Annotated in this window: 10 protein-coding genes; 4 read left to right on the top strand and 6 right to left on the bottom strand. The window is 60.5% G+C overall.

Features of this window, described 5'->3' with window-relative positions; translation table 11 throughout:
* Positions 1–161: 161 nt before the first annotated feature.
* Positions 162–794: a TetR/AcrR family transcriptional regulator gene (locus HOC_RS21420; RefSeq protein ID WP_051624954.1), complete on the top strand. Its 633-nt coding sequence runs from the start codon at positions 162–164 to the stop codon at positions 792–794.
* Between the two features lie 26 nt (positions 795–820).
* On the opposite strand, the gene HOC_RS15215 is transcribed toward HOC_RS21420, so the two are convergent.
* The 4 genes from HOC_RS15215 to HOC_RS15200 form a co-directional block, all read right to left on the bottom strand.
* A complete protein-coding gene (locus tag HOC_RS15215) occupies positions 821–1,630 on the bottom strand; it encodes a TauD/TfdA dioxygenase family protein (protein WP_035540137.1) in 810 nt (269 codons plus the stop codon).
* Between the two features lie 198 nt (positions 1,631–1,828).
* Complete coding sequence (locus HOC_RS21415) at positions 1,829–2,575, bottom strand: GntR family transcriptional regulator (protein ID WP_051624953.1); 747 nt, start codon at positions 2,573–2,575, stop codon at positions 1,829–1,831.
* Entirely contained in the window at positions 2,572–3,117 is a 546-nt protein-coding gene (locus tag HOC_RS15205) for a GntR family transcriptional regulator (RefSeq protein ID WP_035540110.1), read from the bottom strand. The genes HOC_RS21415 and HOC_RS15205 overlap by 4 nt, the downstream gene beginning before the upstream one ends.
* A gap of 206 nt (positions 3,118–3,323) precedes the next feature.
* Positions 3,324–4,595, bottom strand: coding sequence for a serine hydrolase (locus HOC_RS15200; protein ID WP_162174871.1), 1,272 nt, complete (start codon positions 4,593–4,595; stop codon positions 3,324–3,326).
* A 168-nt stretch (positions 4,596–4,763) separates the two neighbouring features.
* Here HOC_RS15200 and HOC_RS15195 point away from each other — a divergent pair, with 168 nt between their 5' ends.
* The 3 genes from HOC_RS15195 to HOC_RS15185 all read left to right on the top strand — a co-directional run bounded on the left by HOC_RS15195 (position 4,764) and on the right by HOC_RS15185 (position 9,752).
* Complete coding sequence (locus tag HOC_RS15195) at positions 4,764–6,068, top strand: serine hydrolase domain-containing protein (RefSeq protein WP_051624952.1); 1,305 nt, start codon at positions 4,764–4,766, stop codon at positions 6,066–6,068.
* 183 nt (positions 6,069–6,251) lie between these two features.
* Positions 6,252–8,525, top strand: a complete 2,274-nt coding sequence (locus HOC_RS15190; protein ID WP_035540108.1) for a TonB-dependent receptor — start codon at positions 6,252–6,254, stop codon at positions 8,523–8,525.
* Positions 8,526–8,702: 177 nt separating this feature from the next.
* Entirely contained in the window at positions 8,703–9,752 is a 1,050-nt protein-coding gene (locus HOC_RS15185; RefSeq protein ID WP_035540107.1) for a YeiH family protein, read from the top strand.
* 5 nt (positions 9,753–9,757) lie between these two features.
* Here HOC_RS15185 and HOC_RS15180 read toward each other — a convergent pair whose 3' ends face one another.
* The gene (locus tag HOC_RS15180) at positions 9,758–11,281 is read right to left on the bottom strand and encodes a carboxylesterase/lipase family protein (RefSeq protein WP_051624950.1); all 1,524 of its coding nucleotides are present in this window, start codon (positions 11,279–11,281) and stop codon (positions 9,758–9,760) included.
* On the bottom strand, positions 11,278–12,537 hold the full coding sequence (locus HOC_RS15175) for a PA domain-containing protein (RefSeq protein WP_051624949.1): 1,260 nt from the start codon (positions 12,535–12,537) through the stop codon (positions 11,278–11,280). The genes HOC_RS15180 and HOC_RS15175 overlap by 4 nt, the downstream gene beginning before the upstream one ends.
* Positions 12,538–12,598: the final 61 nt, after the last annotated feature.

Raw genomic sequence — 12,598 nt, 5'->3', positions numbered from 1 at the left:
ATAACGGACCACTTTTCGGGAGGCAGACCAGGAAGCGACCACAGTCAGGCCGAGAAGGGGCAAACTTGCATATCTCATACACGTCTCCTCTGAGCTGGTTTTGACATTATACGAGGATTGCTCGTATTCTAAACTCGAATTGATCGTGTGACCCTTTGAACATGAGTTTTGAGAGAAAAAATCAATATAACCAAAGGAGAAAGCCGCAGCAGCAGCGTTCGCGCGCGACTGTGGCAGCGATCTTGGAGGCGTCTGCTCGGATTTTGAGACAGGACGGTATGGTTGGCCTCAATACCAACCGCATTGCAGAAACGGCCGGTATCGGGATTGGATCATTGTATGGTTATTTTCCCAACAAGGAGGCGATCCTTCTGGCGCTTGCAAAAGACATTCTATCTGCGGATGAGGCCGCAGTACTAGAAGCCGTCGAACACTGTGATCAACCAATCCGATCACTCATTGAAGTGCTCGTCGACAGGCACATGGCAGATCGCGAGCTCAGGCGTATTGTGATGTCGTGGCATATTGGAGCGGGGTATGCGTATGAACACTCGCACCGCGCCCAATCAATGATCAAACGGATCGTCAGTCTCGTAAGAGAGGAAAGAGAAGGTAGTCATGACGACTTGACCATGTTCGTGGCGTCGCGAGCCGTTCTCGGCATTTGCCGCGCTCTGGTCGACGAGCCAAGTCTGCCGGACCGCCTGCTGCTTGTCGAGCGTACCAGCCGTCTAGTCAGCCTGATATTCGATAGATACAGCCTAATGAACGCTGAATACCACACAGGTGAATGAATCTAAAGAGAAAAGCAAATTTGAAGTCAATAAGGCCGGTCTCCTTTTATGGTGACGCGGTTCCCATAGCGGCGATGGGGCCAGTAATCCCAGATCGCATGATGCTGCGTACACCGATTATCCCAGAATGCGATCGAGCCGGGTTGCCATCGCAACCTGCACTGGAAGGCCGGATGGGTGGCATGGCGGACGAGGAAGCGCAGAAGCGCGTCGCTCTCTTCATGCGGGATCCCGTCAATCGCCGTGGTGAAGGCATAATTGACGTAAAGGGATTTCTGGCCGCTGACGGGGTGGGTGCGGATGACCGGGTGGTGGGCTTTGGGATAGCTCGGCTTGTCCTCGACATTCTGATGCGCATAGAGGCCGCGATAGACATGTTCGCCGTCATGGGTGGCGGTCAGACCGTCCAGATAGGTTTTCATCCGGGGAGACAGCGCCTCATAGGCCGCATACATGCTGGCAAAGAGCGTGTCGCCGCCAGCCGGGGGCGACTCCTTGATATAGAGGATGCTGCCAAGCGGCGGCTCCTCCTCGCATGAGACATCGGTGTGCCAGGCTTCGCCATTGGCACGGACCGAATTTTCGTCCGCTGCGATGATCATGATTTCCGGGTAATCGCCCAGACCCGGGGCGGCGGGGTGGGTGTGCAGCTCTCCGAAAAGACGGCCAAAGGCAATCTGCTGCTCTGGCGTGAGGGTCTGGTCCCGAAAGAAGATGACGAGGTTTTCCGTGAAGGCGCGGTGGAGCTCCTCCACGACCCGATCGGGCAGATTGCGGGAGAGATCGACGCCGTGAATTTCGGCGCCAATGACGGGGGTCACCTTCCTGACCTCCATATGGCGGTAACCTTCTGACTCGACCTTCCCCTGCACCGGGGCGTTGCCGGGTTTTTGCGTGCTCTGCTGCATTCCTGTTGGGTCCGTATCGTAAAAGCCAAGATGGGTGCGGTCAGCCAGGCGCGGCGCCGACAACTATTGTCAATAATCGACAATAAGGGCTTCTGTCAAAGGATTCCCTGCACCGGCCGGGCGTGATCAGGGGGCGGAAGCGGCGTGTTCGGCTTCGGCCGTAAGCCGATGAATCTCCGCAAGGCTCTCCAGAACAAGATCGCGGGCCAGGCGTTCGGCCTCGCCGCGGCGCCCATTCGCGATCGCCTTGCAGAGGCCGGCCCATCGTGAGGCCGATTCGCGGCGCCGTTCCGGGCGCAGGATACTCGCCCAGAGCATGGCGACTTCGTTTTCAAAGGCGCGGGAGAATTTTGCCAGATACCAGGCTCCTGAGATGCCGACGATCAGCGTGGCAATCCCCCGCCGGACCATGATATATTCTCCCACATTCGTTTCCTGCGGGGCATTGGCCAGTTTCATCAACAGATCCATGCCATCGGTCATCGCCTCGAGGGCTGCCGGACTGGGCGCCGGGGCCGATGCGGCAAGACCGGCCTGGGCGGCAAAGAGTTCAGCGCGGATCAGGAACAGGCATCGGGTTTCCTCCAGCGTCAGCTCGCGCACGATCGCTCCCTTGCGGCCGCGAAGCGTGATCAGCCTGTCGCGGTCGAGTAGACGCAGGGCCTCGCGCACGGGGCCGCGGCTGACGTCGAAATGGTCGGCAATCGCCAGCTCCCGGATGGCTTCGCCCGGCTTGAAGTCGCCGAACTGGATCCGGTCGGCGATCCACGCGGCAATGTGGCCGGGCAGGGTCGGGGGCGGAAACTGGCCAACGCCTGCGATGGCTTCGGCACGCGCGGCGAAAGCGCGGATATCGGGGTCGAAAGCGCTCATTGGCTCAGGCTTTCCTCCAGTTCGGCAAGCCGTTCAGGCGCGACGATACAGACATGCAGGGCAACCTGGCCCATGACATCGGCGAGCCGCGGATTGCCGGACACTCTGCTCAGCAATGCGAGCTGTCTTTCGACAAGTTTCAGACGTTGCGAGCGTGTCCGGGCGGCTTTCTCCGGCTGGCTTGCCGGCTCCGCCGAGGCATCGTGGCGCCGCAACTCTTCTCCGAGCAGCCATCTCAGCCGGTCCCAGACCACAAAGAGTTCTCTCGGCGGGGCATAGTCTGCATCGATGACGCGGGCACCGCGCCGGGCCGAAACCATGATCGCGCCCTGCTTTTCGAGCAGGTGAAAAGCTTCTCTGGTCGTGGAAGCGGTGCAATCGAAGCGTTCGGCGACGGCGCGTTCGGTAATGCGTGCACCCGCTGGAAGCTCGCCATCGATGATCAGCGCCCGCAGACCCTCAGCCACGGCAGCCGCGCTCGATCCGTCCTGGCCGGGCGGGCTTTCGGCAGAGGCATGGGTCTCGGGCGATTTTTTCATCATGTCGTTTGCGTTATTGCCTTCAGGACGGGTCCGGCGGAACCTGTGATTATGACCGGAGTGCCCGATTTTCCATACTGATTTATCCTGCAATACAGTATCGGGCTGTCCTCTGAAGAAAATGTTCCTGCCACAGCTCTGCGTCCTGATGCGGGGGAAGACGCCGCACGGGTGCGCCGTCCCCCATCAGGCCATGTCAAGGCAGGCGCCTAGGGATTGGCATCAGCCTGCGCATCGATCAGTTCGCCGAGCCCGCCATCGAGGATGATCAGCTCGGTCGCATCCACATAGCCGGTGAGCAACTGGTCGTTGAGATGGATGTAGGCGGCCCAGTCGCGGTCTGGCGAGAAGAACGCGATCGCCCCAAAGGCGCCAACGCCGAGATACAGCTTCGAGAGACCGGTATCCTCCGGCTCATAGACCCACAGGCCTCGTGCATAGTCGAGATCCAGCTTCTTGGCCGGGGTGCTGACCACTTCGATATCCTCCGGACTGCTTGTCAGCGGTGCCTGGGTGATCCTCATATCGTTCAGCGAGGAGGGTGTTAGCAGGGTCTTCCCGTTGCACTGGCCGCTAAGCAGGGCCTGGGCGAAGACGCCGCCATCGAACAGATCCGTTTCAAAGCCGCCCGCCGGCCATTCATTGTCCTCCGGCATGATCACCGTATTGGGAAGATTGCAGGCATCCGGGCCGGTCAGATAGTGTTCGACCAGTTCGGTGAACGTGACGTCCTCAGTGTAGCTGAGATTATGGGCGTTGAGGCTGGCAAGCCCGAGTATCTGCCAGGCCATCGGCCCGTAGGAGAAGGCATCGCCCGGCTTGAAGACATAGTCCGGATCATTGTTCGGGTCGGCATCCGCCTCGATGGCGCGTGCAATCATCGCTTCGCCGCAGGTCTCGAAATCGGAACCGAGCAGAGGTGCCGTATTGTTGATGCAGGAGAGCGGGTTGAGCGGGAACGCCTGGATCGGATCGTGTCCGGTCGTCATGCTCATCAGATGGCCGATCGTCATGTGGTCATAGGCGGGTTCTCCCTGTTCGGGCGGGCTGATGCCGTCATCATATTCCGATGAATTGAGTGTCGTTGCGTCTGTAATGTGTTCCTTCACAAGGTCGTCCAGAGAGAAGCCGGTCGTTGTGTCGCCGGTTTCCGAAAGGGCGATTGCCGCCGTCATGGTCTTGGACAGGGAAGCGACGTTGAAATTGTGGCTCAGCATTTCCGCACAGGTATCGTCGCCGCTCCATCCGCCAAAACCGCCCCAGTAGGCCACATCTCCCTTGTGATAGATGATGAGGGCGCCGCGCAGAAAGGACGAATTGTCGAGGGCGTCCTCGACATCACTCCAGTCATATCCGTCCGGCAGGGCCCCTTGGGCGGGCGGGCAATTGGCTGTGTCCTGCGCGAGGGCAGGGCCTGCCATCAACGATATCGCGGCACACAGGCCGGACGCTTTCCGCCAGCTCATCCTGATCAGGGTCATCGTTTCCTCCATGTCTGTTCTTGTTTCCTGCCCGTAAGGGGGCAGGGGGCGGGCGACCGTTTCGGGGTCACATGCGATGCCCGGACAGAACTCTTCCATTGCGCGACATTTTTTGTCAATAATAGACAATAAGAGTTAAGAGAGGCCGAAAGTGGAAGGAACATCATCATGGAATTGACCAGCCGCCGGCGAATGCTGGCTCTTGCGGCATCGTCGCCTTTTGCGGGATGGGCTGCGAGCTGCGCATCACCCGGACGGGGGCCTGTTCCCCTGCGTGGTGTCCGCTTCCAGGGGACGGGGCAATTCCTCGATCAGCTGGTCGAGACCGGTCAGATCGCAGGCGGGGCCTTGCGCATATCGCAGCAGGGCGAGGTTCTTTACACGCACCATGCCGGCAAGGCGGACATCGCGTCCGGCAAGGCTATCCGGCCGGACACGATCTATCGCGCCTATTCCATGACCAAGCCCGTGACCGCCGCAGCCATCATGATGCTGGCCGATGAAGGCAAACTGTCCCTCGATGACCCGGTAAGGGAATACGTGCCGGAGTTTTCAGATCTCCGCGTGCTTGCTTCGCCGGATGGCGAACCTGTGAAGACAGTGCCGGCTGGTGAGATGCGGATCATCCATCTGCTCGCTCATACATCGGGGCTGAGCAATAGCTGGACGCCCGGACCGCTCGCGCCGCTCTACCAAAAAGCTGGGCTGGTCTCGGCGTCCTATCCCTACGACCCGGATTTCGCGGGCGGCCTTACGGAAGTGGCAAGGCAGCTGGCGGAGATTCCCCTGCAATTTCAGCCGGGGTCGCAATGGCTGTACTCCATCTCGCCGGATATTGCGGGGCTTGTCGTTGAGCGCATTAAAGGTCAGCGCTTCGGGGCTTTCCTCCAGGAAAAGATGTTCGATCCACTGGGCATGCCGGATACGGGTTTCCATGTCCCTGCGGAGAAAGCAGGTCGCCTTGCGGCGGTCTACGCCCTGAAGGAGGACAAGCTTGTCCATCAGGAACCGGCTGAGAGCTCGCCTTTCCTCAAGGCGCCTTATGTCGAGTCCGGATCGGCGGGCCTGGTCACGACGCTGGATGATTATGGACGCTTCGCCGCCATGCTTGCCGGCCTCGGGACGGTGAACGGCGTGCGCGTTCTCAGCGAGGATCGCGCGCGCGCGATGATGTCGCCGCATGTGGACGAGGCTGTTCTCGGTCCCGTCTTCGGCCGTTTCATGGGCTTTGCGACCGGCGGATCCGGCAAGGGAATGGGAATGGCGCTCGGCGGCGCCGTTCTCACTGATCCGGCGGCGTCCCGTGTGCCGGGGGTCAGGGGTGAATACACCTGGGGCGGCGCGGCAAGCACCACTTTCATTGCGGTACCGGAGATCGGGCTCGAAGCGACCTTGATGACACAGCTGTTCCCGTCAGGGACGCTGCCGCTGCGGGACCTGATGAAAAAAGCCGTCTACGACGCGATTCTCTGACACGGGCGGGACTCCGCAGAGCCGTCCACTATCTGGCGGCAATTTCCGGTCTCGCAGACAAAAGGAAAAATCCGGCCTGAAGCATATTGTCAATAATCGACATAAAATCTATAAACACTTGTCCAGACGTCTCCGGGCACATCGGGACGGGATAGTCCCCACCAAGGGGCAAGGGAGGAAACAATGAAAACAAGGCTAATGGCGACATCCGCCTGCATCGCATTTGCCACGTCTTTTCCGGGCCTCGCCCTTTCACAGGAAGGGGAGCTGGATACAGAGGCATCACGAGCCCTCGACGTCGTTGTCGTGACCGCGCAGAAGCGGGAACAGGACATTCTTGATGTCGGGGCGACGGTCAGCGCAATCGGCGAGCAGACCCTGAAGGATTCGCGGGTCAACACGATGAGTGACCTGCCGGCGCACGTGCCCAATGTCGATATCCGGAACCAGGCCGCCGGCACCCTGCCGGTGATTACCATTCGCGGGGTGGGCCTGAACGATTTCAGCAATACCAACAATCCGAGCGCGGGTGTCTATATCGATGGTGTCTATCTTTCATCGCTCGGGCTTCTGAGCTTCGACTTCTTTGATCTGCAACGAGTCGAAGTGCTGAAAGGCCCGCAGGGCACCCTTTACGGGCGCAACTCCACGGCCGGCGCCATCAATTTCATAAGCGCGAAACCGAATTTTGACGGTGCCTCGACGAGCGTTTCGGCGACCTATGGCAATTACGGAACGCAGGAAGTGCAGGGCGTCTCGAACCTCCCCGTCAATGATCAGCTCGCAGTGCGGCTGGGCGGGAAGATCATTCGGCAAACGGAAGGCTTTTTCCACAACCGCACGACCGGCAGGGATCTTGGTGAGCAGAGCATCTTCCTCGGACGCGCCCAGCTTCGCTGGCGTCCTGACAGCAATACCGATGTCACGTTCAAGATTGACGGTTTCGACAATGATTCAGAGCTCGGCCAGGGGGCCTTCTTCGGTGCACTGGATTTTACCAATCCGCCAGGTTTTGCCTGTGCCGCGCTGGCACGCGGTGAAACCGACCCGGATTGTACCAACGCCCAGGGTTATAGCGATCCGGACGGCGATCCGTTCACAGGCGACTGGGCTGAAGCCCCGTTCTATGATGCCGGCCAGATCGCGGCGACCCTGGAAGGCACGTTCAATCTGGGCGGCGCCGAACTGGCGAGTGTCACCGGTTATATCGACCATTACCGCGAGGCCTATACCGATCTCGACGCATCGCCTGCGACCGCTCTGGAATTCGTGCCGACCACGGATGTCGAGCAATATTCGCAGGAGTTCCGCCTGTCGGGCACGATGAATGACCGCCTGGATTGGCTGCTTGGTGTTTTCGGATCGCATGATCGCATCAAGGTCGGTTCAACGGGCTATTCGGATGACTTGTTCAGCACGCGCACCAGCGGCTTCGGCGATCAGACCACTGATGCGGCTGCTGTGTTCGGCCACGGGGAATATGCCCTGACAGACCAGCTTTCGCTGATCACCGGCCTGCGCTTCAGCTGGGAGAAGAAGGAATACACCGCGCGCGTCTTTGACGACAATCCATTCGGCACGAGCTGCCTGATCAGCGCGACCTGCACGCCCGGACCGACGGGCCGCGTGACGCTTGCGTCGGCGGACAATCTACAAATCGAAGACGATAACCTGTCCTGGAAACTCGGCCTCGACTGGAAGCCGTCCGCCAATACGCTTTACTATGCGAGCGTGTCGCAGGGGGTGAAATCCGGCGGCTTCTTCTTCGGCTTCACGACGAATAGCGGCTCTTTCCAACCCTTCGATCCGGAAAGCCTGATTTCCTATGAAGTCGGGATGAAGAACCGCACGGCGAATGGCGCGCTGCAATTTGCCGCGAGCGCGTTCTATTACGATTATTCCGACATCCAGACCTATGTCCGCGACGAGTCGGGTGCCGTACCTTTCCAGCGGCTCGGCAATGTCGATGAAGCCACCCTGTACGGGGCCGATCTGGAAGCCACTTTTCTGCCGCCTGCCATTGATGGCCTGACGATCACGGGCGGGCTCGGCCTGCTGGAATCGGAACTTGGCGCCTTCCTCGCCGTGGCCGGTCCGGTGGATGAAGGCAAGGAGTTCCCGAACGCGCCGGGGCTGACCCTCAACACGATGGTCCGTTATGAACGCCCGGTCGGCAACAATTTGCGCGGCATCATCCAGGTCGACGGGCGCTATTCGGGCGAGACGCAGAAGGATGCGCTGAACAATCCGGTCATCGCCGCCGACGCCTACAATCTGTGGAACGGCCGGCTTGCCATCGCCTCGGCGGATAATGGCTGGGAGTTGGCCCTCTGGGGCAAGAATCTCTTCGATGAAGCCTACAAGGTCCAGGGGGTCGACCTGACCAGCCTCGGCTTCGGCTACGAGAACTACAATCCGCCGCGCACCTATGGCGCCACGCTGACTGTACGGTTCTGAGGCGGAGGCATGACAGGGCGGCCGCCCGGATCCGGTGGCCGTCCTTATGCGGCGGCCGGTGACGGCCCGTCCAGACCGGTTGTCCTGTGGGCGCCTCCCGGTCCGCGGGACGGCCGGTTCAAACGGTTTGCAGGCCGAAAGGACATTCCGGGCGCGTTGTAAGGGGGCGGCGATACAATGCTGAAGCACTTCCGTGTCGGACGCCCCGCAGCGGCAGAGAGGGTGCGCCGCGTGCGGGCGCTCGCGCCCGGACTTCTGCTGACCGTGACCATCGCACTTGCCGCCCGGTTCGTATCGGCCCAGTATGGCGGACCGGTCATGCTGCTCGCCCTTGTGCTTGGTGTGGCTTTCAACTTCCTGTCCCATGAGCCCCGTTGCGCGCCCGGCCTGGCCTTTGCCAGCCGGACAGTCCTCAAGGCCGGGGTGGCCCTGCTCGGCGCGGCGTTGACCTTTTCCGACGCGGCCACGCTTGGCCTGCCGGCACTTGGCGTCATCGCGCTGGCCGTCGCCGGAACGCTCGCGGGCGGCGCGCTGATCGCCCGGCTGGCCCGGTTCGACTGGTCCTATGCCATCCTGATGGCAGGGGCCGTGGCGATCTGCGGAACCTCCGCAGCGATGGCCATTGCGTCTGTCCTGCCTGCCACGAAGGACAATGAGCGGCGTGTCGTGATCGTCGTGGCGGGGGTAACCACGCTCTCCACTCTGGCCATGATCCTGTACCCGTCGCTCGCCACAGCTCTGCGCATGACAGATGGCCAGACCGGTCTTTTCCTCGGAGCAAGCATCCATGGTGTCGCTCAGGTCATTGCCGGCGGTTACATCATCTCGGACGAGGCAGGCGCCATTTCAGCCATCGTGAAACTGGTCCGTGTCAGCTTTTTGGCGCCCGTGATCTTTATTGTTGCGCTCATGTTCAGAAATCATGCCGGCGCGGAGAAGAAGCGTTTCACCATGGTGCCGCTTTTTGTGATCGGCTTCTTTGCGGCCATGGCGGCAAGGAGTCTTGGTATCATTCCGCATGCGGTCGCGGAGAGCATGACCAGCTTGTCGGAATGGTTCCTGGTGATTGCTGTTTCAGCGCTCGGTGTCAGGATGTCGGTTTCGGGGGTCATGGCCTCTGGCGCAGGCCCCTTTCTGGTGCTGATATTGCAGACCTTGCTGATCCTTGGGCTGGTCCTGGCCGGAATGGCGCTGATGCCCGGCATTACGGCTTTCCAGCCCGGTTGACGTGATTACCGGCGAGAGGAGCGGGCGAGCCGCAGGGCAAGCTTCTCCTGGAAGTTCAGTTGCTCGGTCTGCTTGTCCTTCTCGAAGCTTGCCATGCCATTGTCAAAGATCATGAGCTTGTCGGTCCCTCGCTTGTAGGCAGGCCATTCGGTCCCGCATGCAGGCTCGCCTGCTTTTGCAAAGCCTGTCCAGCAATCGATCATGATATCGGACATCTTCGTGTCGGCTTCGCCGAATTCGGCAGCTGAAGCGAGCGTTCCGGCAGAGCCGAAGACATAAACAACATCCACGCCATGGGCGGCACCCGGAACGTTGCCGCGCAGGCTTTCGCGCACCTGCTCGAAGCGGTAGAGATAGGCCGGTTTTCCCTTGGATGTCAGCCTGGCAATCCAGCGAGCTGGCGCGGCGAACCCGGCATCAGTGTAAAGTGCGTCGGCAAATTGCTGATCGCTCAGGTGGTCGGCCTTGTAGGCTTCCCGAGCCTCGTCGCGCATGTCTTCCGGCACTATTGAAATGATGCTCCCGGGATCTGTCTTCCTGGCGCGAGAGAGGCTGGCCTCCCAGTTATTCGTCCCAATCATGAGCGGCACATCAGCAATTTTGCGCTTGCGTATCGCAGCGGGCACCTGCATTGGCACCGAGTTTTTCTCGACAACGGGCCACCACTCGGTCCCGCTGCCTGCTTGCGCGGACAGAAGGTCAGGCAAGGGCACATCGCGCAGTTCGGTGAGGGTGCTGGCTTCGACCGCTTCGGCCAGCGCGGCCCCGTCGCTGTCGAGATCGGCTGCACCGCTCAGTGGCCGCCAGCCGCCGCTCGACTGGATGATGGCCTTGTCGAACAGGCCTTCCGACAGCGGAGAATAGAGATGCAGGAGCACACTCACACCGCCCGCCGATTCCCCGAATATGGTGACATTGTCCGGATCGCCGCCAAACCCTTCGATGTTGTCCCGGACCCATTCGAGTGCCGCGACCTGGTCCAGGAAGCCGTAATTGGCGCGCGGAGCATTGGCCTGTTCGTCTGCCAGGCCTGGATGGCCGAAGAAACCGAGCATGCCGAGCCGGTAGTTCAGCGTGACCACAACCACATCTTCGCGTGCAAGTGCCGAACCATCATAGATCGGCGCCCCGCCCGCGCCGAGATAGAAGGCACCGCCATGGATCCACACCATGACGGGCAGATCCTCCGCGTCGGTATCGGGCGTCCACACGTTCAGGGACAGGCAATCTTCGCTCTGGTCGTTATCCTCGTTCAAGAGGACAGCTTGGGAGACCGGTTGCGGACAGGCTGGCCCGAATGCCTGCGCCTGCCTCACGCCCTCCCATCCTTGAGGTTTCTGCGGTGCAGTCCATCGCCGCTCACCGGCAGGCGAAGCGCCATAAGGTATGCCAAGAAATGCGGACATACCTGCGTCGGATTTGCCCATGACCATGCCGGTCTTGGTCATCGCAGTGGGCGCGTCGGAGTCGGCATGCGCGGTCGACAGACATGCGAACAGTATCGCGGCGAGGGAAGCGAACCTTTTCATGGCAGTAACTCCTTCAGCGAATTTTGAATGGCGGCGACGACCGGCGCAATGAAATGGCCATTTGTCATTCTTAGGTCGTCATTGGGAGAGTGGTGAAACCGATGCGCGCCTAGCAGGCCAAAGACCCGATTGTAGCCGTGACGGACAATTGTTCCGACTTCGCCAGCGGCAGTATTGTCTAGCTCATAAGGTGCACGCAGGCCACTAAGCTTGGAGAATGCCTGCTGGAGGACGGGAACAAGCCCTTCGGATGCGAGCAGGAATCGCTGCGGATCCGGACTGTCAAGCGGGGCAAGAGTTCCTGCAGCCTCATGCCAGTTACGCGCCGCAAAACCTGCGCCGAGATGCAGCCAGAGTTCGACACCTTGAGGATCGGGCGCTTTTGCACTGAGGAACTCTGCTGCGCCAAGATTCTCATATTCGTGACCGCTTGTGGCAACCATCAGGACCGGACGCCCGCCGGCCAGCCGGGGCAAGGAGTCGGCCAGTTGCAGGAAGCTCACAATTCCTGGCCCCCTTTCACCGATACAGGTGAACCATCCGCTGCGCGGTGTTGAAACGACTAGAACTGGACCCGTGCCGTCACGCCAACCGAAAATATTCCGGGCAAGTCGGTGCCCGCTCTGCCCCCTCACCATAAGACGGGCACTGTCGCCTCGCGCAGCGGCTTCGAATACCGGGCCCGCCACGGAGGGACCCAATATGCAAATCGGTACCTGCGCCGCAGGTGTCTCTGCGTGAGCATTGAGCATCAGGGGATCGCCCGTCGGACCATTGGTGACGAGAAGAATGGCTTTCGCACCGGCTTCTTCGGCAGCCCTTATGCGATTCAGAATATTCGGCTGCTTCAGGGAGGAATGCCGCGCGTAGGGCAGATCGACAACCGCAATGACGTCCGCGAGACGCGAACGATCGTCATCCGTGCTGTAGATGCCAAGCGGAGCTACAAGCCCGTTCGGTCCCGGCTGCGTCACAACAGCCTGCGGCCAGACAGGCAGGGTGGCCTCCCCGACAGAAAGGACGGCCTGTTCTGCCTTGAACCAGGGAACGCTGAATGCCTGCTCGCCAATTTTGAAACCGGCTTTTTCCAGTCGCTGACCGATCCAGTTTCCGCAGGCTTCGTCGCCTGCACCTCCAGACCTCAGGATTCCGAATGCGGCCAGACTGCTGAGGTCGGCATCAAACTGGGCATTCATGTCCTTGGGGCCTTCAGCAAAGCTGACCGGGCTCATCGCTGTGAGGCCGCCGATGGTCATTTGTTTAAGCAATGTGCGACGTAACAGGTGTTCTCGAGGCCATCGTTCAGTCATCGACAAA

It is taken from the genome of Hyphomonas oceanitis SCH89 (assembly GCF_000685295.1).
In the GTDB taxonomy this organism is placed as follows: domain Bacteria; phylum Pseudomonadota; class Alphaproteobacteria; order Caulobacterales; family Hyphomonadaceae; genus Hyphomonas; species Hyphomonas oceanitis.
Note: the sequence above shows the minus strand (reverse complement) of the source record. Positions and strands in the feature narration are given on the sequence as shown.

What these genes read in the sequence shown, in the direction of transcription:
- HOC_RS21420 (WP_051624954.1), top strand. Translation starts at nt 162, where the DNA reads ATGAGTTTTGAGAGAAAAAATCAATATAACCAAAGGAGAAAGCCGCAG.
- HOC_RS15215 (WP_035540137.1), bottom strand. Translation starts at nt 1,630, where the DNA reads ATGGAGGTCAGGAAGGTGACCCCCGTCATTGGCGCCGAAATTCACGGC.
- HOC_RS21415 (WP_051624953.1), bottom strand. Translation starts at nt 2,575, where the DNA reads ATGAGCGCTTTCGACCCCGATATCCGCGCTTTCGCCGCGCGTGCCGAA.
- HOC_RS15205 (WP_035540110.1), bottom strand. Translation starts at nt 3,117, where the DNA reads ATGATGAAAAAATCGCCCGAGACCCATGCCTCTGCCGAAAGCCCGCCC.
- HOC_RS15200 (WP_162174871.1), bottom strand. Translation starts at nt 4,595, where the DNA reads ATGACCCTGATCAGGATGAGCTGGCGGAAAGCGTCCGGCCTGTGTGCC.
- HOC_RS15195 (WP_051624952.1), top strand. Translation starts at nt 4,764, where the DNA reads ATGGAATTGACCAGCCGCCGGCGAATGCTGGCTCTTGCGGCATCGTCG.
- HOC_RS15190 (WP_035540108.1), top strand. Translation starts at nt 6,252, where the DNA reads ATGAAAACAAGGCTAATGGCGACATCCGCCTGCATCGCATTTGCCACG.
- HOC_RS15185 (WP_035540107.1), top strand. Translation starts at nt 8,703, where the DNA reads ATGCTGAAGCACTTCCGTGTCGGACGCCCCGCAGCGGCAGAGAGGGTG.
- HOC_RS15180 (WP_051624950.1), bottom strand. Translation starts at nt 11,281, where the DNA reads ATGAAAAGGTTCGCTTCCCTCGCCGCGATACTGTTCGCATGTCTGTCG.
- HOC_RS15175 (WP_051624949.1), bottom strand. Translation starts at nt 12,537, where the DNA reads ATGACCATCGGCGGCCTCACAGCGATGAGCCCGGTCAGCTTTGCTGAA.